This is a genomic window from Phycicoccus avicenniae, from assembly GCF_050496545.1.
In the GTDB taxonomy this organism is placed as follows: domain Bacteria; phylum Actinomycetota; class Actinomycetes; order Actinomycetales; family Dermatophilaceae; genus Phycicoccus; species Phycicoccus avicenniae_A.
Map to the genome: position 1 here is coordinate 311,186 of NZ_JBNVZV010000001.1, position 20,211 is coordinate 331,396.

The window sequence follows — 20,211 nt, forward strand, 5'->3', positions numbered from 1 at the left end:
TCAGCTCACCCCTTCCGTCGTCGGGCCGGGCGTTCGCGCACCGGACATCAGGTCGATGAAGCGGTCGAAGAGGTAGGCGGCGTCGTGCGGGCCGGCCGCGGCCTCCGGGTGGTACTGGACCGAGAAGGCGGTGAGCCGGTCGCCGTCTCGCACCTCGAGGCCCTCGACGACGTCGTCGTTCAGGCAGACGTGGCTGACGCTGGCCTCCCCGAACTCGGTTGCGGTGGAACCCTCCAGCGGGGCGTCGACGGCGAAGCCGTGGTTGTGCGCGGTGACCTCGACCTTGCCGGTGGTGCGGTCCATCACCGGCTGGTTGATGCCGCGGTGGCCGTACTTCAGCTTGTAGGTGCCGAACCCGAGCGCCTTGCCGAGGATCTGGTTGCCGAAGCAGATGCCGAAGTACGGGAGGCCATCGCGCAGGACGCCGCGCAGCAGCTCGGCCTGGACCTCCGCGGTCGCCGGGTCGCCGGGGCCGTTGGAGAAGAACACGCCGTCGGGGGCGACCGCGCGCACCTCCTCGAGGGTCGCGGTGGCCGGCAGCACGTGCACCTCGATGCCGCGCTCGGCCATCATCCGCGGGGTGTTGCTCTTGATGCCGAGGTCGACCGCCGCCACGGTGAACCGCTTCTCCCCCACCGGCGGCACGACGTAGGCCTCCTTGGTGGCGACCTCGGCGGCCAGCGCCGACCCGGCCATCTCGGGGGCGTCGGTGACGCGGTGCAGCAGCTCGGGGCGCGGCAGCGCGGAGAGGTCGCCGGAGAAGATGCCGACCCGCATCGCCCCGCGCTCGCGCAGGTGGCGGGTCAGGGCGCGGGTGTCGACGTCGCAGATGCCGACGACGCCCTGAGTGTCGAGCTCGTCCTCGAGCGAGCGGTTCGAGCGCCAGCTCGACGGGCGCAGCGCGGGGTCGCGCACGACGTACCCCGCCACCCAGATGCGGCCCGACTCGTCGTCCTCGTCGTTCCAGCCGGTGTTGCCGACGTGCGGCGCGGTCATCACGACGACCTGCCGGTGGTAGCTCGGGTCGGTGAGGGTCTCCTGGTATCCGGTCATGCCGGTGGAGAAGACCGCCTCGCCGACGGTCTCGCCGCGGCGGCCGTAGGCGGAGCCGGTGAAGGTGCGGCCGTCCTCGAGGACGAGGACGGCGGGCTCGCGGGTGGTCAGCACGGTGCAGGCTCTCCTTCCCGCGCGGTGACGGCGCCGCGCAGGATCGTCGTGTGGACCGCGCCGGTCAGCGACCGGCCGTGCCACGGGGTGTTGCGGGACAGGGAGTGGCTGGCGTCGCGGTCGACGGTGACCGACGCCGTGGGGTCGACGAGGACGAGGTTGGCGGGCTCGCCCGCGGCGATCGGGCGGCCGTGCTCGGCGAGCCCCGCGATGCGGGCGGGGTTCTCGGACATGACCTTCGCTAGGCCGGCGAGGGTCATCGCGCCATTCGTCACGAGGAGGTCGTGGACGACGCCGAAGGCGGTCTCGAGTCCGAGCATCCCGAACGCGGCGTCGACGAAGGCGTGCTCCTTGTCGTGCCGGGCGTGCGGGGCGTGGTCGGTGGCGACGGCGTCGATGGTGCCGTCGAGGAGGCCGTCGCGCAGCGCCTGCTGGTCCTCGGTGGGCCGCAGCGGCGGGTTGACCTTGTAGACGGGGTCGTACCCGGCGAGCAGCTCGGTGCCGAGGGCGAGGTGGTGCGGGGTGACCTCGGCGGTCATCGCGATGCCCTGCGCCTTGGCCCAGCGCACGACGTCGAGGCCCTCGGCGGTCGAGACGTGGGCGACGTGCACGCGGCTTCCGGTGTGCCGGGCGAGCATCGCGTCGCGGGCGATGACGGCGGCCTCCGCGACCGGCGGCCAGCCCGGTAGCCCGAGCCGCCCGGAGAGCTCACCCTCGTGGCAGCAGGCCTGCGAGCCTGCGAGAGAGGGGTCCTGGCTGTGCTGGCTGACGACACCGCCGAAGGCGCGCACGTACTCGAGCGCCCGGCGCATCACGCGGGCGTCCGCGACGCAGCGGCCGTCGTCGGAGAACACCGAGACCCGCGCGCGGGAGCGGTGCATCAGGCCGAGCTCGGCGAGCTCGTGGCCCTCGAGGCCCTTGGTGACCGCGCCGACCGGGACGACGTCGACGAGCCCGGCGGACCGGCCGAGGTCGAGGACGCGCTCGGCGGCCTCGGCGGTGTCGGTGACCGGGTTGGTGTTGGCCATGGCGAGGACGGCCGTGAAGCCGCCGGCCGCCGCGGCGCGGGACCCGGTGGAGATGGTCTCGGCGTCCTCCCGGCCCGGCTCGCGCAGGTGGGTGTGCAGGTCGACGAAGCCGGGCAGCAGGACGAGGCCGTCGGCGTCGAGCCGCTCGACACCGGACGGCGCTTCGGATGCGGCGTCCGCACCGACGGCGGCGACAACGCCGTCGCGCACCAGCACGTCGGCCGCTGCCTCGCCGAGGAGACGGGCCCCCGTGATCAGCAGGTCGCTCATGCCGCGGCCTCCTCGCCGGCGAGGAGGTGGTAGAGGACGGCCATCCGCACCGCCACCCCCGCGCTCACCTGGTCGAGCACGAGGCTCTGCGCGGCGTCGGCGGCGTCGGCGCTGATCTCCAGGCCGCGGTTCATCGGGCCGGGGTGGCAGATGACGGCCTCGGGGTTGGCGGCGGTCAGGGCACGCAGCCGGTCGCGGGTCAGGCCGAAGCCCACGGTGTACTCCCTCGGGGTCGGGAAGAAGCCGCCGCTCATCCGCTCCTTCTGGACGCGCAGCATCATCACGGCGTCGGGACCGGAGGCGAGGACCTCGTCGAGGTCGTCGGTGAGGTGCAGGCCGTCGGCGGCGGCCCACGAGCCGATACCGCTCGGCATGAGGGTCGGCGGGGCGACGAGCGTGACGTCGGCGCCGAGGGTGCGCAGCGTGATGGCGTTGGAGCGGAACACCCGGCTGTGGGTGAGGTCGCCGACGATGGCCACCCGGCGGCCCTCGAGGGAGCCGAGCCGCTGCTCCATCGTGTAGGCGTCGAGGAGGGCCTGGGTCGGGTGCTCGTGCGTGCCGTCGCCGGCGTTGACCACACTGGCGTCGACCCACTGGGAGACCTGGTGGGCGCTGCCGCTGGCCATGTGCCGGATGACCACACAGTCGACGCTCATCGCGTCGATGGTCATCACGGTGTCCCGCAACGACTCCCCCTTGCTCGTCGACGAGCCCTTGCCGGTGATGTTGATGGTGTCGGCGCTCATCCACTTGCCCGCGATCTCGAAGCTGGACCGCGTGCGGGTGGAGTCCTCGAAGAAGAGGTTGATGACCGTGCGGCCGCGCAGGGTCGGGAGCTTCTTGACGTCGCGCCGCTGCACCTCGTGCATCTCGGCGGCGGTGGCGAGCAGCATCCGGACGTCGTCGCGGGTCAGGTCGGCGCTGGAGAGCAGGTGCCTCATCGGGTGCCTCCCGGGGTCGAGGGCCGGCCGGCGCGGGTCTCGCCGGCGGCGATGGACACGGAGTCGCCGGCCTCGTCGACCCCGGCCAGGCGCACCATCACGCGCTCGGTGTGGGCGGTCGGCAGGTTCTTGCCGACGTGGTCGGCGCGGATGGGCAGCTCGCGGTGGCCCCGGTCGACGAGCACCGCGAGGCGCACGGCGCGCGGGCGGCCGAGGTCGGCGAGGGCGTCGAGCGCGGCCCGGATGGTGCGCCCCGAGTAGAGGACGTCGTCGACGAGCACGACCACGCGGTCGTCGACGCCCGTGGCCGGGATGCGGGTGCGCAGCGGGGCGCGGGTCGGCTGGTGGCGCAGGTCGTCGCGGAACATCGTGATGTCCAGCTCGCCGACCGGCACCTCGGCGCCCTCGACGTCGTGGAGGAGGGCCGCGAGGCGGCGGGCCAGCTCGACGCCGCGCGTCGGGATGCCGAGGAGGACGAGGTCGTGGGCGCCCTTGTTCCGCTCCACGATCTCGTGGGCGATGCGGCGCAGGGCCCGGGAGACGTCGGGCTCGCTCATCACGGTGCGCGGGGCACCGGGAGCGGCGGCGTCACCGGCCGGGGGCAGCGTGTCGTCGGCGCGCACAGGCGCAGACCTCCTTCCCTGCCTCACGGGACAGGTCGTTAAAGGACGTCGATCGCGGATCACTCTACGGGGTCGGCACGAGTGGGTCGGACACGTGCCCACGACCCGGGACCGTGTCGCCGTAGGGTCGGTGGATGAGCGCTGCCGAGGTCGGGTCGATCGCCCTGCTGTCCGACACGCACGGCGTCCTGCCCGTGCTCGAGGCGGTGCTCGCCGAGCCCGACGTGCGGGCCGCCGACCTCGTCGTCGTCACCGGCGACCTCGTCTCCGGGCCGATGCCGGTCGAGACGCTCGACGCCCTGACCGCCCTCGGCGACCGCGTGCTGCTGGTGCGCGGCAACGCCGACCGCGAGGTCGTCGAGGTCACCCGGGGTGGCTCCACGCCGCACGCCGAGTCGGTGTTCTGCGCCGAGGTGCTCCGGCCGGACCAGGTCGAGCTGCTGGCCGCGCTCCCCCATCCGGTCGTGCGGTCGGTGGCCGGGTTCGGTGACGTCCTGTTCTGCCACGGCAGCCCTCGCGACGACGACGAGGTGGTGCTGGTCGACACCCGGCTCGAGCGGTGGGCGGAGGCGTTCGCCGACGTGCCGTCGTCGGTGGGGACCGTCTGCTGCGGGCACACGCACATGCCGTTCGTGCGGCTCGTGGACCGCCGGCTCGTGGTGAACCCGGGGAGCATCGGGATGCCGTACGGGCGGGTCGGGGGCGCGTGGGCGCTGCTGCGTGACGGGCAGGTGTCGCTGCGGCACACCGAGATCGACGTCGACGCCGTGTGCGACCGCATCGTGGCGGAGTCGACCTACCCGGACGCGCGGGGCTGGGTGGACGAGTACGTGCGGGGCGAGCACTCGGACGCGGTGGCGCTCACCGTGTTCGGGCCGCGGGACGGGCGCTGAGGTTCAGGCGGTGCCGGCCGGGCGGAAGCCCGAGCACAGGACCCGTAGGTGCGTGATGCGCTCACCGTCCGTGCGGTAGTACGCCTGCTGCTCGGCGGTGAAGTCACCGTCGGCGTTGTGCAGCGCGAGCCGGTACGAGACCCGCTGGGTGTCCTCGACGGGCGCGCCCGTGGTGACGTCGAGGAGGGCGCGCACCTCGTCGGAGTCCTCGAACCACGACCCGAAGAGCACCTCGACGAGCGCGTCGGGACCGGTGCCCTCCCAGGCCCGGCCGGGAGTGAGCCCGCGGAAGTCGACGTCCGCGGCCACGAGCTCGTGGACCGTGGCGGCGTCCTTGGCGGCGATCGCCTGTGCGAGGCGGGGGCCGAGCGTGCTCATCCGCACAGTGGACCATGCCGGGCGACGGCCGCGCCAGCACCCCGGCGACCGGTCGATGGCGGGTGTCATCCAGGTCGTGAGACACATAACCATGACCTATGGGTCAGGTAACACACTGTGATGCACTGGTTGCCCGGTCCCGACACCGCCGAAGGAGGCCCCGATGACGACCACCGCCCGCACCACCCCCGGTGCCGAGACCTGTCCCCTCGCGGAGGCCGCCGGAGCGCCCGTCGTCGCACCGACCCGCCAGCCGCTCTTCCCACCGGCCGACGCCGACGCCGAGACCTACCGCGCCTGGCTCGCCGCCTCGCCGTGGCCCGAGGTCGTCTTCGCCAGCGCCGGAGCCCGCTGAGCGCGGCTCACGCGAGGTCGAGCTCGAAGCGGCGCAGCACCGGGTGCGGCGCGAAGAGCGACCACGACACCTCGTCCGTGCGCCGCCATCCCCGTCGCTCGTAGAACGCGATGGCGCGCCGGTTCTCCTCGAAGACCCGCAGCCAGGCGCGCGCGTGGCCCTGCGCCCGCAGGGTGGCGACCAGCTCGTCGTGCACCACGCCCGCGAGGCCGCTCCCCCACGTCGAGCGCGCGGTCCCGAGGTGGAACAGCTCGTCCCCGCGCGTGGCGGCGAACCCGACGAGCACCCCGTCCTCCTCGGCCGCGTACGAGCGGATGGCCGGGTCGGCGAGCTCGTGCACCCAGCGGGAGCGCACCGCATCGTGCGGGAACGGGTGGGTCTCCTGCGGGAAGATGTGGCCCAGTGCCTCGACCGCGCCCTCCTCCTGGAGCGGCAGGAGCGCATCGAGGTCCTCGAGCCGGAGGGGGCGCAGAACTGCCATGCGCCAGACGGTAACCCGGCCGCACGCGCCCTGACAGGCTGGGTGGATGGCCCTCACCGTCGCGCACGACCCGGCCGTCACCGCCCTCCGTGGCGCCGTGGACGCCTTCCTCCGGACCACCCGCTCGCTCCCGGAGGTCGCGCTCCTCGAGCCCTCCCGCTGCCTCGGCTGGACCCGGTTCGACGTGGTCGACCACGTGCTCGCGGGATGGAGCGAGCTGTTCGCGGGGCTGGCCGACCGCACCGACGGCCCGCCCACGGTCGATGCCGCCTCGTACTGGACGGCCTACGCCGAGCAGGAGTCCGGTGCCGACCCCGTCCTCGTCGTCATGGCCCAGCGACGCCACGCGCTCGCGCACTCCCGGCCGTCCGCGGCCGTGACCGCCCTCGACGCCGTCGGCGCACAGCTCGACCGTGTCGTGGCCAACCTCCCCGAGGGCCACCACGCCTTCCAGGGTCACGTGCTGACGAGCGGTGACCTGCTCACGACCTGGGCCGTGGAGACGGTCATCCACCAGCACGACGTGGAGGCCGGTGACGACCTGCCCGAGGCCGCGCTCGACCTCGCGCACCGCACGGCCGAGCACGTCCCGGACCTCGCCGGACGTCTCCCGACCGGCACCTGAGTACCGCTGCGGATGCCCGGCGCCCGTCGGATCGGCGACCGTGAGCGGCATGAAGTGGCTGCTCGGCGTCCTCGCCTCCCTCGTGGTAGTCGTCCCGACCGTGGTGCACGTCCACGACGGTGTCATCGCCACCCACGACCTGCAGCTCGCTCGCGAGGCCGCCGCCTCGGAGCTCGCTGCCGCGCTCCCCGCCGCGCTGTCGGCGACCGGGTCCGAGAACCGACGCGCGCTGCGCGACCTCCCGCCGGCCTCCGGCACGTGGCAGGAGGTCGGGTGCGACATCGACAGCGTCGACGCCGGACTGCTGCCCTACGACCACGTCCAGTGGTGCCGGGTCCGGACCTACGCGATCCTTCCCGACGACGCCGCGGCAGCGGACGGATGCACCTCCACGACCACGCCCCGACGCGAAGGGGACATCGGCAACACCGTCGTCCTCACCGGGACGCAGGAGGCTCTCGAGAACCCGGAGCCCGGCGACGACTGCCTTCCCGGGACGCTGAACGGCACGTGGGCGCAGGGCACGTGGGTCGTCCGAGGCGCTCGTCCGGGGCCACTCCCCGCCGGGTCCCGCTGGCAGGTCGTCATCACCGAGACCCCGGCGAGCCAGTCGCACCTCGGCTGCGACCCGTGGGACATCGTCCTGTGCGGTGACCCACCCGGCGTCCCGTACACCGGCGCCGCCCTGGTCGGCTGACGCCCGGCCCGCTCGTCAGGTGCGGTTGGTGAAGGCGACCGAGACGTCGTCGTCGGACCAGACCTCGATGCCCGCCAGCGACCCTGCGGCGACGGCGATGCGCCCGAGCCGGTCCGAGGGCATCCCGAGGACGTGACCCAGCACGGCTCGGACCGTGTCGGGGGCGCACACGACGACGGTCGTGCCGCCGCGCGCCACGACCTTCCCCCACGCCTCGGCGACGTCGCTCCCGGCCCACGCCGCGTCGACGACCGACCCGACACCGAGCACGTCACCGACCTCGGCGGCCGTCTCGACCGCGTCGTCGGAGGGGTCGGTGAGCAGGCAGCGCGGCGCGCCGCCGAGCAGCCGCTGGACGGCGGCTGCCGCCGACGTCGCCGCCGACCCCGACGCGCCGGCCACGAGGACGACGCGCACCGGGGTTCCCGGCCGACGCGGCACCGGCGCGCACGCCGCCGCGTCATCCGTCACCACGTCACCCGCCGGCTCCTCGACCGCCCCGCCGTCGTGGTCGCGACGGACGGTCAGGCCGTCCATCCCGTCGTTCGAGAGCGCGTCGGCGTCCTTGTTCTCGGCCCGCGGGATCCACTGGTAGCGCACCGACCCGCCGCCGTCCCGCAGCGCGTTCGCCAGCTCGCGCGCCTCGAGCGCCAGCCGACGCATGTCCTCGTGCTTGATCTTCCAGCGGCCCGACATCTGCTCGACGACGAGCTTGGAGTCCATCCGCACGAGCACGTCGGCGGACGGGTCGATGGCGTGCGCCGCCTCCAGGCCGGCGATGAGCCCGCGGTACTCGGCCACGTTGTTCGAGGCCTTGCCCAGCGGCTCGGCGCGCTCGGCGAGCAGCGCGCCGGTCTCGGTGTCGCGCACCAGCGCCCCGTACCCGGCGACGCCGGGGTTGCCGCGCGACCCGCCGTCGGCCTCGACGGTGAGCCGCCGGCTCACAGCCCGGACTCGGGGGTGCGCACGAGGATGCGGTTGCACTCCTCGCAGCGGAGCACCTCGTCCTCCGCGGCGGAGCGCAGGCGCTGGATCTCGACGGGGTTGAGCTCGAGACGGCACCCCTCGCAGCGGCGCTGGCGCAGCGCGGCGGCCCCGGTGCCGGAGGAGGCGCGGATCTTCTCGTAGAGGGCGACCAGGTCCTCACCGACCTCGTCGACGACGCCGGCCCGGGGCGCCGCCACGGTCTCCTCCTCGGCGGCGAGCGTCGCGAGGGCGGCGTCGCGGTCGGCCTCGAGCCGGCCGATCCGCTCGCCCAGCTCGGCGCGCCCGCGCTCGAGCTCGGCCACGTCGTGCTCGGCGTCCTCGGCGCGCTCCATGACCTCGAGCTCGACCTCCTCGAGCTCGCCCTGGCGGCGGGCGAGGGACTCGAGCTCGTGCTGAAGGGCCTGGAGGTCCTTCGCGGTCCCGGTCCCGGCGTCGAGGCGGGCGCGGTCGCGGGCGGCGCGGTCGCGGACCAGCTGGACGTCGGCCTCGGACTTGGCGACCTCGCGCTGGATGTCCCCCAGCTCGGTGCGCGAGCGGACCAGCTGGTCGTCGAGGAGGCGGGCCTTGCCCTCGAGGTCGGCGAGCTCCGCGAGCTGCGGCAGGGTGCGCCGCGCGTGCGCGATCTGGCCCAGCCGCGTGTCGATGGCCTGGAGGTCGAGCAGCCGCTGCTGTCGGGCGGACTCGGCTCTCACGGGGTACCTCCTGCGTCGGCACCGACGACGAACGTCCAGGGGTCGGTGCGCACTGTGCTGATGTGGGTCTCCACCCTAGTGGCGTCCTCCCCGAGGGCCGCGCGCAGTGCCCGGTCGGCCCGCCCGAGCCAGACCTGCTCGCTCGCCCAGTGCCCTGCGTCCACGAGGTAGGGCGGGCCGCCGCGCGACTCCTCGCGCGCCTCGAGCGCCGGGTGGTGGCGCAGGTCGGCCGTCACGTAGACGTCGGCACCGGCCGCGCGGACCGCGTCGAAGAGGTCGTCCCCCGCCCCGCCGAGCACTGCCACGCGGCGCACCGGGGCATCCGGCGGTCCGGACACCCGGACGCCGACCGCAGTCGCCGGCAGGTGCACCGCGAGGTCCTCGACGAAGCGACGCAGGGACACCGGCTCGGGCAGGTCGCCGACGCGTCCCATCGCCTGCCCCTCGGACCACGCGAGCGGGTCGGTGTGCCCGAGCCCGCTCGCCTCGGCCAGCGCCTCGCAGACGCCCTCGTCGGCGACGTCGGCGTTCGTGTGCGCGACGTACAGGGCGATGTCGCCGACGACCAGCCCCGTGACCGTCGCGCCCTTGCCGGTCGTCGTCGCCACCGAGTGCACCCCGCGCAGCAGCAGCGGGTGGTGGGTGAGCAGGAGGTCGGCACCGAGGGCGCGCGCCTCCTCGACGACCGCCAGCGTCGGGTCGACGGCCAGGTGGATGCGACGCACCGGCTGGGCGGGGTCGCCGGTGACGAGCCCGACCCGGTCCCAGGACTGGGCGGTCTCGGGCGGGTAGAGACGCGCGAGGACGTCGAGCACCTCGCGCAGGGTCAGCGGGGTGTCGTCCATGTGGGCCCGGCCGGGATCGAACCGACGACCGACGCGGTGTAAACGCGGCGCTCTACCAGCTGAGCTACAGGCCCCTGGCCGGCGCCGACCCGAGGGCGCGGCGACCGACCGCCGACATCATGGCAGGTCGCGTGGCCCGCGGCGGCCACCCGGCGTCGGCGCGCGTCAGCGGGCCAGCTCGGCGACGGCGGACGGGATGTCCGCGAAGTCGCGGCGCTCCCCCGGTCCGTTGACGAGGGTCCAAGCGATGCGCCCGTCGCGGCCGACGAGGAAGGTGCCCCGCTGGGCGGCCCCGGTGCCCTCGTTGAGCACGCCGAAGGAGCGCGCCACCGCGCCGTGTGGCCACGCGTCGGAGAGCAGGGGGAAGAAGTAGCCCTGGATGTCCGCCCACGCCCGCAGGCTGAAGACGGCGTCGCACGCGATGCAGACCACCTGCAGGTCGTCGGTGACGAAGCGCTCGAGGTGGTCGCGGATCTCGTCGAGCTCACCCGTGCAGATGCCCGAGAAGGCCCAGGGGAAGAAGACGACGACCACGTTCCGCTCGGCCGTGAGGGCCGAGAGGCTGACGTCGGCACCGTTCTGGTCCCGGAGCGTGAAGTCCGGGGCGAGGTCGCCCACCTCGAGCGGGCGGGGTGCGTCGGTCATGGGTCCATCCTGCCAGTCACGGGACACCCCGGCTCCCCCGACCCCGCATACCCCCCGTGGTGTGCCTCACCCCACCGCCGGCGGACCGGGCGGTCAGCGCCGCCCGCCGCGCGGGGCGACGAGCTTGTGCGCCCGCCAACCCTCGGCGGCGTTGAACGTCCCCGCCAGGTGCAACCCGGTGACCACCGCGGCCTCGTCGATGTCGCTCGGGTCCACCTCGCCGGCGTCACCGCGCGGCGTCAGCAGGACGACGAAGCCGCCGTCGTCGAGGGCCCCGACCATGTCGACGAGCGCGTCGCCGAGGTCGCCGTCCTCGGGACGGAACCACAGGAGCACGGCATCGGCCGCCCCCGTGTACTCGTCGTCCTCGAGCTCGGCGCCGCACGCGTCCTCGACGGCGAAGCGGAAGGGGTCGTCGACGTCGTCGTCCCAGCCGAACTCCTGGACCACCTGCTCGGGGGCGAAGCCGAGCCGTTCCACGGCGGCGTTCACGGTCGACCCGGGGTCGACCGGGGGCGGTGCGGGCGTGTTCACGCGGACAAACCTCTCATGACGGGGATCGCTACGGGTGCCTAGTCCACCAACCCGGTCGGGTCCGGTGCAAGAGGTTCCAGGTCGGGGGCCGCGTCGGCCGGGCCACCCGCTCCGACCAGCCGACGCGCCTCGCGCGCCCGGTCGCCGACGACCTCGAGGAAGTCCTCGGCGCGGGCGGCGTCCAGGTGCGGCACGGAGGCGTCGACGGGCCCCGGCGTCGAGACGACCGTCGCGCTCACGAGCCCGAGCCGGGCCTGCAGCGGGCCTTGGCGCAGGGCGAGCGACTGCACCCGCGCGTGCGGCACGACCACCGCCCGCCGGGTCCAGCGTCCCTTGCGCACGTAGAGGGCGCGCGAGGCCACGGCGTAGCCGGTGCGCCGCCACGACCACGGGTCGAGCCACCGCGCGCCGGCCGGCGGCCCGGTCCATCCCGGCTCGCCGCCGTCGCCGTGCAGCGCCTCGAGGAGCACGGGGTCCTCGGGATGGGCACCGAGGGCCGAGAGCACGGCCAGCGCCTCGGCGGACGTGCCGACCGGCAGGAGCACGGTCTCGGTGTCGTCACCGTCGGCACCGGCCTTGACCCCGGCGACGTTGACCCGCACGCGCCACCAGCCCCACGGCCGCCACCAGAGCGGCTGGAGGACCTCGACCGCCTGCACCCGGTGCAGCGGCACGGTGGCGACCCGCAGGTCGGTCAGGCCGTGCCGCACCCGCAGGGCCGTGCGCGAGCGGGCGATCGAGAAGTTGCCGTGGACGAGCATCTCCTTGACCCGGCTGGCCGCCAGGCCGAAGACGACGGGGATCATCGCCGGCGCCGCAGCGAGCGCCTCGAGACCCGCCTCGGCGATGCCGACCGTGAGCGCGGCGCCGACGACGAGGATGCCGAGGACGATGGTCGAGCCGTGCAGGACGGTCGCGACGAACAGCCGGCCGTTCGGGACCGTGACGAGCGGGTCGGCGTCGTCTGGACGGCGCGCGGCGCCGGCCGCGGGTGCGTCCACCGCGGCACCGGGGACCTCCACCCCGGCACCGGGGGCGTGCTGGGGCGCACCACGGTCGTCCGCGCGACCGGCGAGGTCGAGCAGGTGCGTGCGCAGCTCCTCGGCCCGGTCCGCACCGAGGAAGGCGAGGGTGAGGTGGGAGTCCGAGCCGCCCGCCGACTGCACCACGACCTGGCTGAGCCCGAGCAGCCGGGCGAGGATGGGGCGCGTCGTCTCGACCGCCTGGACCCGCTCGAGCGGCACCTGCCGGTGCTGGCGGAACAGGACGCCCGTGCGCAGCTCGACCTGGCCGCCCGCGACCCGGAAGCGCGAGAACCGCCAGCTGACCCAGCTGACGCCGCCGACGGCCGCGAGGACCACGACGAGCGCCACGAGCGCGAGGACCGGGTGGGCGGTGATCGCCCGCCCGCCGGTGTCGTCGGCGACGTCGCCCGGGATGAACCGGCCGGGCTCGAAGGACTGGAACAGGGTGTCGACGAGCTGGCTGATGGCGTAGCCGAGCACGGCGAGCAGCACGACCCCACCGCGCAGCAGCGGCGAGAGGGGGTGCAGCCGCTGCCAGCCCTGGTCGGCCGGCTCCCCCGCGGCCACCGCCCCCTGCTCGGTCACAGGCCGGCCCGCTGCGCCTCGCCCCGCGCGGCGAGCCGGGCGCGCAGCGCCTCGGCCTCGGCGGTCGGCAGCCCGGGCAGCGACCCCCCGCTCTCGGGGGACGCGGTGTGGATCTCGCACGAGGCGATGCCGAAGCCTCGGGCCAGCGGCCCGGACTGGATGTCGACGTACTGGAGGCGGCCGTACGGGACGCTGACGAGGCTGCGGAAGAGCCGGCCCTTGCGGATGACGATCTCCTCGTCGAGCTCGACCCACGAGATCGCCGAGACCTGGCGGCGGATGACCCACGCCGACCACAGGCTTACGACCAGGAGCGCCGCCGTGCCGAGCCAGACCCATCCGGTGACGAGCAGGGCCACGAGCACGGTGGCCAGCAGCGGCAGGACGAGGACCGCCGCGAGGACGAGCAGCCGCACCGTCGCGAGCTGCGGCGCGACCGGCCGCCACCCGAGCGAGCCACCGCGGAGGGTGACCTCGGGAGCGGGGTCTGCGGGCGGGCTCGGCGGGGCCGGGTCGGTCATGGCGCCCAGTCTGCCCCAGCCCCCCGACCCGCTCGCGCGAGCCCGTGGGCGCGGTGTGTTTGGATGCCGTCATGGGCCGGGTGACCACACGGGTGCCCCGCACGCGGGTCGACGTCGCGCGCGAGGTGGTGGTCGGCCGCCCGGACACCGTCGCCGTCGAGGAGCCCGTCGAGGTCCGGGTCGGCGAGAGCCCGGTGACGACCACGATGCGCACGCCCGGCGACGACTTCGACCTCGCCCTCGGCCACCTCCTCACCGAGGGGATGATCGGCTCCGCCCACGACGTCGCGGCGATGATGCACTGCACCGACGTCGGCCCCGACGGCTCGCCCACCTTCAACGTCGTCGAGGCCACCCTCTCCCCCGGTGTCGCGCTGCTGCGCCCGGCCCGCGAGCGCACCGAGACGATGACCAGCGCGTGCGGTGTCTGCGGCTCGGCCTCCCTCGACGCCGTCCGCACGGCGAGCCGCTTCGACGTCGCCGCCGACCCCGTCGCGCTCGAGCCCGCGGTCCTCGCCGGCCTGCCGGATGCGCTCCGCGAGAGGCAGCCCGTGTTCGAGCGCACGGGCGGTGTCCACGCCGCGGGCGTCGCCACGCCGGACGGCGAGCTGCTCGTGGTCCGCGAGGACGTCGGCCGGCACAACGCCGTCGACAAGGTCGTCGGTGCACTGGCCCGCGAGCGCGAGCTGCCCCTCGCCGCAGCGGTGCTCGTCGTCAGCGCTCGCGCCAGCTTCGAGATCGTCCAGAAGGCGGCGGTGGCCGGCATCCCGGCGGTCGTCGCCGTGGGCGCCCCGACGTCGCTGGCCGTCGAGCTCGCCGCCGACGCCGGCATCACGCTCGTCGCCTTCACCCGCGAGGGCCGCTTCTCCGTCTACGCCCGGCCCGACCGCATCGTCGGCCTTTGACCTCCTTCGACGTACCGGCCGGTAACGGACCCGGATTGTGACGGCGGCCGCGCGAGGGTGAAGGATGGGCGGACCGGCCCCCGACCCGGGGCGCGGATCGCGACCGCTGAAAGGACGTGCGCGTGGCCCTCCACGAAGACGTCGGACCCATCCTCAACGGCATCCCGACGCACCTCCCGGACATCGACCCCAGCGAGACCGACGAGTGGCTCGACAGCCTCGACGCGGTCATCGACGGCCCCGGCCGGATGCGCGCGCGCTACCTGATGCTGCGCCTCCTGGAGCGGGCCCGCTCGATGCAGGTCGGCGTCCCGTCGCTGACGACCACCGACTACGTCAACACCATCGGCCCCGAGCAGGAGCCGTGGTTCCCCGGCGACGAGGACACCGAGCGCCGCTTCCGCGCCCTGCTGCGCTGGAACGCCGCGATGGTCGTCCAGCGCGCGCAGCGCCCGGGCATCGGCGTCGGCGGCCACATCTCCACGTACGCCTCGGCCGCGACGCTGTACGAGGTGGGCATGAACCACTTCTTCCGCGGCAAGGACCACCCCGGCGGTGGCGACCACATCTTCTTCCAGGGCCACGCCTCCCCCGGCATGTACGCCCGCGCCTTCCTCGAGGGCCGGGTCAGCGAGGACCGCCTCGACGGCTTCCGCCAGGAGCACAGCCACGTCGTCGACGGCGAGCCGCTCGCGCTGCCGAGCTACCCCCACCCGCGCCTCATGCCGGACTTCTGGGAGTTCCCCACGGTGTCGATGGGCCTCGGCCCGATGAACGCCATCCACCAGGCGCAGTTCGACAAGTACCTGCACAACCGGGGGATCAAGGACACGAGCCAGCAGCACACGTGGGCCTTCCTCGGTGACGGCGAGATGGACGAGCCCGAGTCGCGCGGGCTGCTCCAGCTCGCCGCCCAGGAGGAGCTCGACAACCTCACCTTCGTCGTCAACTGCAACCTCCAGCGCCTCGACGGCCCGGTGCGCGGCAACGGCAAGATCATCCAGGAGCTCGAGGCCTTCTTCCGGGGCGCCGGCTGGAACGTCATCAAGGTCGTGTGGGGCCGTGGCTGGGACCCGCTGCTCGCCGCCGACGGCGACGGCGCCCTCGTCCACCTCATGAACTCGACGTCGGACGGCGACTACCAGACCTTCCGCGCCAACGACGGGAAGCACGTCCGCGACAACTTCTTCGCGCGAGACCCCCGCACCCGCAAGATGGTCGAGGACTGGTCCGACGACGACATCTGGTGGAAGCTCAAGCGCGGTGGCCACGACTACCGCAAGGTCTACGCGGCGTACAAGGCCGCCATGGGGCACACCGGCCAGCCGACCGTCATCCTCGCGAAGACGATCAAGGGCTACGGCTTGGGCAAGGGCTTCGCGGGGCGCAACGCGACGCACCAGATGAAGAAGCTGTCGCTCGACGACCTCAAGTCCTTCCGCGACTCGCTGAACATCCCGGTCACCGACGCCCAGCTCGAGGACCCCTACCGCGCGCCGTACTTCCACCCGGGCGCCGACGACGAGGTCATCCAGTACGCGCTCGAGCGGCGCCAGAAGCTGGGTGGCGGTCTGCCGGAGCGCCGTTCGAAGCACATCCCCATCCACCTGCCCGACGGCTCGGCCTACGCGCAGGTGAAGAAGGGCTCGGGCAAGCAGGAGGTCGCCACGACGATGGCCTTCGTCCGGCTGCTCAAGGACCTCATGCGGGACAAGGAGTTCGGCAGCCGCATCGTGCCGATCATCCCCGACGAGGCCCGGACCTTCGGGATGGACAGCTTCTTCTCGACGATCAAGATCTACAACCCGCACGGCCAGCGCTACACGCCGGTCGACGCCGAGTTGATGCTCGCCTACCGCGAGGCCACCGACGGCCAGATCCTCCACCTCGGCATCAACGAGGGCGGGTCGATGGCGGCCTTCACGGCCGTCGGGTCGAGCTACGCCACGCACGGCGAGCCGATGATCCCGATCTACGTCTTCTACTCGATGTTCGGCTTCCAGCGCACCGGTGACTCGGTGTGGGCCGCGGCCGACCAGATGACGCGCGGCTTCCTCATCGGGGCCACCGCCGGACGCACCACGCTGACCGGCGAGGGCCTCCAGCACGCCGACGGTCACAGCCCCCTGCTCGCCTCGACGAACCCCGCTGTCGTGCACTACGACCCGGCGTTCGCCTACGAGATCGCGCACATCGTGCAGGACGGTCTGCACCGGATGTACGGCACCGACGAGTCGCTCACCGACGACGAGCGCAACGTCATCTACTACCTGACGGTCTACAACGAGCCGATGCGCCAGCCGGCCGAGCCCGAGGACCTCGACCGCGAGGGCGTGCTCAAGGGCATGTACCTCTACGCCGAGGGCACCACCGAGGGCCTGCCCGAGGGTGCGCCGCGCGTGCAGCTGCTCGCGTCGGGCGTCGGGATGCCGTGGGCGCTCGAGGCCCAGGAGCTCCTGCGCAACGACTGGCACGTCGCCGCCGACGTCTGGTCGGTCACCTCGTGGAACGAGCTGCGCCGCGACGGGCTCCGGTGCGACGAGGCCGCGTTCCTCCACCCGGAGGACGAGGCGCCGGTGCCGTGGGTCACGCAGAAGCTGCAGGGCCGCCAGGGCCCGGTCGTGGCCGTGTCCGACTACATGCGGGCCGTCCAGGACCAGATCGCCCAGTGGGTGCCCGGCGACTTCGCCTCGCTCGGCGCCGACGGGTTCGGGTTCTCCGACACCCGTCCCGCCGCCCGCCGGTACTTCCACATCGACGGCCCGTCGATGGCGGTGCGCGCCCTGCAGTCGCTCGCCGAGCGCGGTGAGGTCGAGCGGTCGGTGCCGCTCGAGGCCGCCCGCCGGTACCGGCTGCACGACGTGACCGCCGGCTCGTCCGGAAACGAGGGCGGCGACAGCTGACCTCGGCCCGTCGAGAGTAGAGAACACGCCGCCTGCGCACCGTCGCACGCGGCGTGTTCTCTACTCTCGACGGGTGAGCACCCCAGGAGCAACCCGATGATCGCCGCCTTCAGCATCGCCCCGAGCAGCCCGGACGACACCGGCTCCTACGCGGCCGCCGTCGCGGAGGCGGTCGACATCGTGCGGGCCTCCGGGCTGCCGCACGAGACGAACGCGATGTTCACCAACCTCGAGGGCGAGTGGGACGAGGTGTTCGGCGTGCTGAAGCAGTGCGTCGACGCCATGACCGCCCGCCACCCCCGCGTCTCGCTCGTCGTGAAGGCCGACATCCGCCCCGGACACACCGGGATGCTGGAGTCGAAGGTCCGGCGCATCGACGAGGCCCTCGGCGAGGAGTAGGGCCGGCTCGACTTTGGATGTATGCAGAGCTCTGTATATGCTTGCATCGTGTCCAAGGTCCTGACTTCCCTGCCCGTCGGCGAGCGCGTCGGCATCGCCTTCTCCGGAGGGCTCGACACCTCGGTCGCGGTCGCGTGGATGCGCGAGAAGGGCGCCGTGCCCTGCACGTACACCGCCGACCTCGGCCAGTACGACGAGCCCGAGATCGACACCGTCCCGGACCGCGCCGGCCAGTACGGCGCGGAGGTGGCGCGGCTCGTCGACTGCCGCTCCGCGCTGGTGGAGGAGGGCCTGTCCGCGCTGGCCTGCGGCGCCTTCCACATCCGCACCGGCGGGCGCACCTACTTCAACACCACGCCGCTGGGGCGGGCCGTCACCGGCACCCTCCTCGTGCGCGCGATGCAGGCCGACGAGGTCGAGATCTGGGGCGACGGCTCGACCTTCAAGGGCAACGACATCGAGCGGTTCTACCGCTACGGCCTGCTCGCCAACCCGAACCTGCGGGTCTACAAGCCGTGGCTGGACGCCGACTTCGTCACCGAGCTCGGCGGCCGGCACGAGATGAGCGCCTGGCTCACCGAGCGCGACCTCCCCTACCGGCAGAGCCAGGAGAAGGCGTACTCGACCGACGCCAACATCTGGGGCGCCACGCACGAGGCGAAGACGCTCGAGCACCTCGACGAGTCGATGGAGGTCGTCGAGCCGATCATGGGCGTCCGCTTCTGGGACCAGTCCGTGGCGATCGAGCAGGAGGACGTGACCATCGCGTTCGTCGAGGGCCGCCCGGTCGCGATCAACGGCCGCACCCTCGACCCCGTCGCGCTCGTGCACGAGGCGAACACCATCGGCGGGCGGCACGGCATCGGCATGTCGGACCAGATCGAGAACCGGATCATCGAGGCGAAGTCGCGCGGCATCTACGAGGCGCCCGGCATGGCGCTGCTGCACATCGCCTACGAGCGGCTGCTCAACGCGGTGCACAACGAGGACACGATCGCGAACTACCACAACGAGGGTCGGCGCCTCGGGCGGCTGCTCTACGAGGGCCGCTGGCTCGACCCGCAGAGCCTGATGCTCCGCGAGGCCGTCCAGCGCTGGATCGCCTCGGTCGTCACCGGCCAGGTGACCCTGCGGCTGCGGCGCGGCGAGGACTACTCCCTCGTCGACACCCGCGGCGAGAACTTCAGCTACCACCCGGACAAGCTCTCGATGGAGCGCGTCGAGAACGCCGCCTTCGGCCCGCAGGACCGGATCGGGCAGCTGACGATGCGCAACCTCGACATCGCCGACAGCCGCGCCAAGCTCGAGCTCTACGCCGAGCAGCCGAACGACCAGGGCCAGCTGCTCGTCGAGAACGGCACCCTCTTCGGCGAGCTCCCGGCCGGTGGCTACGACCGGATCACCGACAACCCGGGCGCCGACGGCACCGACGAGCAGGCGCTGGACGCGGCGGCGATGGAGTTCGGCACCGACTGAGCCGCTCGTCCGGAACCTCCAAATAGACTCCGGGCATGCCGACCGTCGCCTCCGCCGAGACCCGGGCGCGCGTCAGCCGGGCCGCCGGCGACCTCGGCGCGGCCGCGGTGCGCCAGATGGAGGCCGACCACGAGTGGTTCCGCGCCCTCTCGGCCGAGAACCGCTCGTGGGTCGGGCTCGTCGCCCAGGCCGGCATCACGAGCTTCATCGAGTGGTTCGGCGGCGACCAGGAGCGGGCCGCCGTCACCGCTGACGTCTTCGGCACCGCCCCCCGCGAGCTGACCCGCTCGATCAGCCTGGCGCAGACCCTCGACCTCATCCGCACCGTCATCGGCGTCGTCGAGCGCGACATCCACGACCTGGCCGCCCCCGGCGAGGGTGACGGTGCCCGCGAGGCCGTCCTGCGCTACAGCCGCGAGGTCGCCTTCGCCGCCGCCGAGGTCTACGCGGAGGCCGCCGAGGCCCGCGGCGCGTGGGACGCGCGCCTGGAGTCACTCGTCGTCGACGCCGTCATCCGCGGCGAGGCCGACGACTCGATGCAGTCCCGCGCCGCCGCGCTCGGCTGGGGCGCCGTCAGCGGCGTGGCCGTCGTCGTCGGCTCGACCCCGGTCGGGGCCACCGGGGCCGTCATCGGCGAGCTGCACCGCACCGCCCGGCGCAGCGGCGTCGAGCTGCTCGTCGCCATCCACGGGCCGCGGGTGGTGTGCATCGGCGGCGGGGTCACGGACCCGATGTCCCTCGCCGAGACCCTCGATGCCCACCTCGGCGACGGCCCGCTCGTGGTCGGGCCCACCGTCCCGCACCTGTTCGCCGCGGGCCGGAGCGCCCGCGCCGCCATCTCCGGGCACACCGCGGCGCCCGCCTGGCCCGGTGCCCCGCGGCCGGTCCACGCCGACGACCTCCTCGCCGAGCGCGCGCTGCTCGCCGACCTGCCCGCGCGCAACGCCCTGACGGCGCGCATCGTGCGCCCGCTCGAGGAGGCCAGCGGCGGCTCGCTGCTGGAGACCGCGGCGGCGTGGCTCGACGGCGGCCTCGGGGTGGAGGGCACGGCCCGCGCGCTCATCGTCCACCCCAACACGGTCCGCTACCGGCTCGCCGGCATCGCCAAGGCCACCGGGTACGACCTCACCGACCCCCACGACGCCCAGACCGTCCGCCTGGCGCTCGCCCTGCACCGGCTCGGCCCCGTGACGCGCGCCACTCCCCGACCCTGACGCCGCCCCTCGTCGCGCACGG

22 protein-coding genes and 1 tRNA gene are annotated in these 20,211 nt (G+C 73.7%); 9 read left to right on the top strand and 14 right to left on the bottom strand.

All coding sequences use genetic code 11. The features are described 5' to 3' along the window. The 4 genes from carA to pyrR are packed head-to-tail and all read right to left on the bottom strand — an operon-like array spanning position 1 to position 4,029. Positions 1–1,167, bottom strand: coding sequence for a glutamine-hydrolyzing carbamoyl-phosphate synthase small subunit (gene carA / locus ACQZ2A_RS01560; RefSeq protein WP_430206734.1), 1,167 nt, complete (start codon positions 1,165–1,167; stop codon positions 1–3). Beyond that, positions 1,161–2,465 (bottom strand): dihydroorotase, encoded by a 1,305-nt coding sequence (locus tag ACQZ2A_RS01565; RefSeq protein ID WP_430206735.1) that lies wholly within the window; start codon positions 2,463–2,465, stop codon positions 1,161–1,163. Before ACQZ2A_RS01565 ends, carA begins: the two co-directional genes overlap by 7 nt. Beyond that, the gene (locus ACQZ2A_RS01570) at positions 2,462–3,406 is read right to left on the bottom strand and encodes an aspartate carbamoyltransferase catalytic subunit (protein WP_430206736.1); all 945 of its coding nucleotides are present in this window, start codon (positions 3,404–3,406) and stop codon (positions 2,462–2,464) included. Before ACQZ2A_RS01570 ends, ACQZ2A_RS01565 begins: the two co-directional genes overlap by 4 nt. Beyond that, entirely contained in the window at positions 3,403–4,029 is a 627-nt protein-coding gene (pyrR, locus tag ACQZ2A_RS01575) for a bifunctional pyr operon transcriptional regulator/uracil phosphoribosyltransferase PyrR (protein ID WP_430206737.1), read from the bottom strand. The genes ACQZ2A_RS01570 and pyrR overlap by 4 nt, the downstream gene beginning before the upstream one ends. A 134-nt stretch (positions 4,030–4,163) precedes the next feature. On the opposite strand from pyrR, the gene ACQZ2A_RS01580 reads away from it, so the two are divergent. Then, complete coding sequence (locus ACQZ2A_RS01580) at positions 4,164–4,922, top strand: metallophosphoesterase family protein (protein WP_430206738.1); 759 nt, start codon at positions 4,164–4,166, stop codon at positions 4,920–4,922. Between the two features lie 3 nt (positions 4,923–4,925). Here the strand turns inward: ACQZ2A_RS01580 and ACQZ2A_RS01585 are convergent, their stop codons facing one another. After that, on the bottom strand, positions 4,926–5,300 hold the full coding sequence (locus ACQZ2A_RS01585) for a hypothetical protein (protein ID WP_430206739.1): 375 nt from the start codon (positions 5,298–5,300) through the stop codon (positions 4,926–4,928). 163 nt (positions 5,301–5,463) lie between these two features. On the opposite strand from ACQZ2A_RS01585, the gene ACQZ2A_RS01590 reads away from it, so the two are divergent. Beyond that, positions 5,464–5,655: a hypothetical protein gene (locus ACQZ2A_RS01590; protein WP_430206740.1), complete on the top strand. Its 192-nt coding sequence runs from the start codon at positions 5,464–5,466 to the stop codon at positions 5,653–5,655. A gap of 7 nt (positions 5,656–5,662) precedes the next feature. Here the strand turns inward: ACQZ2A_RS01590 and ACQZ2A_RS01595 are convergent, their stop codons facing one another. Beyond that, the gene (locus ACQZ2A_RS01595) at positions 5,663–6,136 is read right to left on the bottom strand and encodes an N-acetyltransferase family protein (protein WP_430206741.1); all 474 of its coding nucleotides are present in this window, start codon (positions 6,134–6,136) and stop codon (positions 5,663–5,665) included. A 46-nt stretch (positions 6,137–6,182) separates the two neighbouring features. Between ACQZ2A_RS01595 and ACQZ2A_RS01600 the strand changes: the two genes are divergently transcribed. Next, positions 6,183–6,761: a maleylpyruvate isomerase N-terminal domain-containing protein gene (locus tag ACQZ2A_RS01600; protein ID WP_430206742.1), complete on the top strand. Its 579-nt coding sequence runs from the start codon at positions 6,183–6,185 to the stop codon at positions 6,759–6,761. Between the two features lie 40 nt (positions 6,762–6,801). Beyond that, positions 6,802–7,458: a hypothetical protein gene (locus ACQZ2A_RS01605; protein ID WP_430206743.1), complete on the top strand. Its 657-nt coding sequence runs from the start codon at positions 6,802–6,804 to the stop codon at positions 7,456–7,458. A gap of 15 nt (positions 7,459–7,473) precedes the next feature. On the opposite strand, the gene ACQZ2A_RS01610 is transcribed toward ACQZ2A_RS01605, so the two are convergent. From ACQZ2A_RS01610 to ACQZ2A_RS01645, 8 genes are all read right to left on the bottom strand, one after another. Next, the gene (locus ACQZ2A_RS01610; RefSeq protein ID WP_430206744.1) at positions 7,474–8,403 is read right to left on the bottom strand and encodes a reverse transcriptase-like protein; all 930 of its coding nucleotides are present in this window, start codon (positions 8,401–8,403) and stop codon (positions 7,474–7,476) included. Continuing rightward, positions 8,400–9,137 carry a zinc ribbon domain-containing protein gene (locus ACQZ2A_RS01615; RefSeq protein ID WP_430206745.1) on the bottom strand — a complete coding sequence of 246 codons (738 nt, stop codon included), beginning with the start codon at positions 9,135–9,137 and terminating at the stop codon, positions 8,400–8,402. Before ACQZ2A_RS01615 ends, ACQZ2A_RS01610 begins: the two co-directional genes overlap by 4 nt. Next, a complete protein-coding gene (locus ACQZ2A_RS01620) occupies positions 9,134–9,982 on the bottom strand; it encodes a Nif3-like dinuclear metal center hexameric protein (protein WP_430206746.1) in 849 nt (282 codons plus the stop codon). Before ACQZ2A_RS01620 ends, ACQZ2A_RS01615 begins: the two co-directional genes overlap by 4 nt. A 1-nt stretch (position 9,983) precedes the next feature. Then, positions 9,984–10,056, bottom strand: a tRNA-Val gene (locus ACQZ2A_RS01625). Between the two features lie 91 nt (positions 10,057–10,147). Next, on the bottom strand, positions 10,148–10,627 hold the full coding sequence (locus ACQZ2A_RS01630) for a peroxiredoxin (RefSeq protein WP_430206747.1): 480 nt from the start codon (positions 10,625–10,627) through the stop codon (positions 10,148–10,150). A 93-nt stretch (positions 10,628–10,720) separates the two neighbouring features. Next, positions 10,721–11,161, bottom strand: coding sequence for a DUF3052 domain-containing protein (locus tag ACQZ2A_RS01635; protein WP_430206748.1), 441 nt, complete (start codon positions 11,159–11,161; stop codon positions 10,721–10,723). 38 nt (positions 11,162–11,199) lie between these two features. Continuing rightward, positions 11,200–12,771, bottom strand: coding sequence for a PH domain-containing protein (locus ACQZ2A_RS01640; RefSeq protein ID WP_430206749.1), 1,572 nt, complete (start codon positions 12,769–12,771; stop codon positions 11,200–11,202). Continuing rightward, a complete protein-coding gene (locus ACQZ2A_RS01645) occupies positions 12,768–13,292 on the bottom strand; it encodes a PH domain-containing protein (RefSeq protein WP_430206750.1) in 525 nt (174 codons plus the stop codon). Before ACQZ2A_RS01645 ends, ACQZ2A_RS01640 begins: the two co-directional genes overlap by 4 nt. A 71-nt stretch (positions 13,293–13,363) precedes the next feature. On the opposite strand from ACQZ2A_RS01645, the gene fdhD reads away from it, so the two are divergent. The 5 genes from fdhD (at position 13,364) to ACQZ2A_RS01670 (ending at position 20,189) form a co-directional block, all read left to right on the top strand. Further along, positions 13,364–14,197: a formate dehydrogenase accessory sulfurtransferase FdhD gene (gene fdhD / locus ACQZ2A_RS01650; protein ID WP_430206751.1), complete on the top strand. Its 834-nt coding sequence runs from the start codon at positions 13,364–13,366 to the stop codon at positions 14,195–14,197. Between the two features lie 122 nt (positions 14,198–14,319). Then, positions 14,320–17,100 carry a pyruvate dehydrogenase (acetyl-transferring), homodimeric type gene (gene aceE, locus ACQZ2A_RS01655; RefSeq protein WP_430206752.1) on the top strand — a complete coding sequence of 927 codons (2,781 nt, stop codon included), beginning with the start codon at positions 14,320–14,322 and terminating at the stop codon, positions 17,098–17,100. A 96-nt stretch (positions 17,101–17,196) separates the two neighbouring features. Continuing rightward, complete coding sequence (locus ACQZ2A_RS01660) at positions 17,197–17,499, top strand: thiamine-binding protein (protein WP_430206753.1); 303 nt, start codon at positions 17,197–17,199, stop codon at positions 17,497–17,499. A 48-nt stretch (positions 17,500–17,547) separates the two neighbouring features. Then, positions 17,548–18,975, top strand: coding sequence for an argininosuccinate synthase (gene argG, locus ACQZ2A_RS01665; protein ID WP_430206754.1), 1,428 nt, complete (start codon positions 17,548–17,550; stop codon positions 18,973–18,975). Positions 18,976–19,010: 35 nt separating this feature from the next. Further along, complete coding sequence (locus tag ACQZ2A_RS01670) at positions 19,011–20,189, top strand: PucR family transcriptional regulator (protein WP_430206755.1); 1,179 nt, start codon at positions 19,011–19,013, stop codon at positions 20,187–20,189. Positions 20,190–20,211 lie beyond the last annotated feature (22 nt).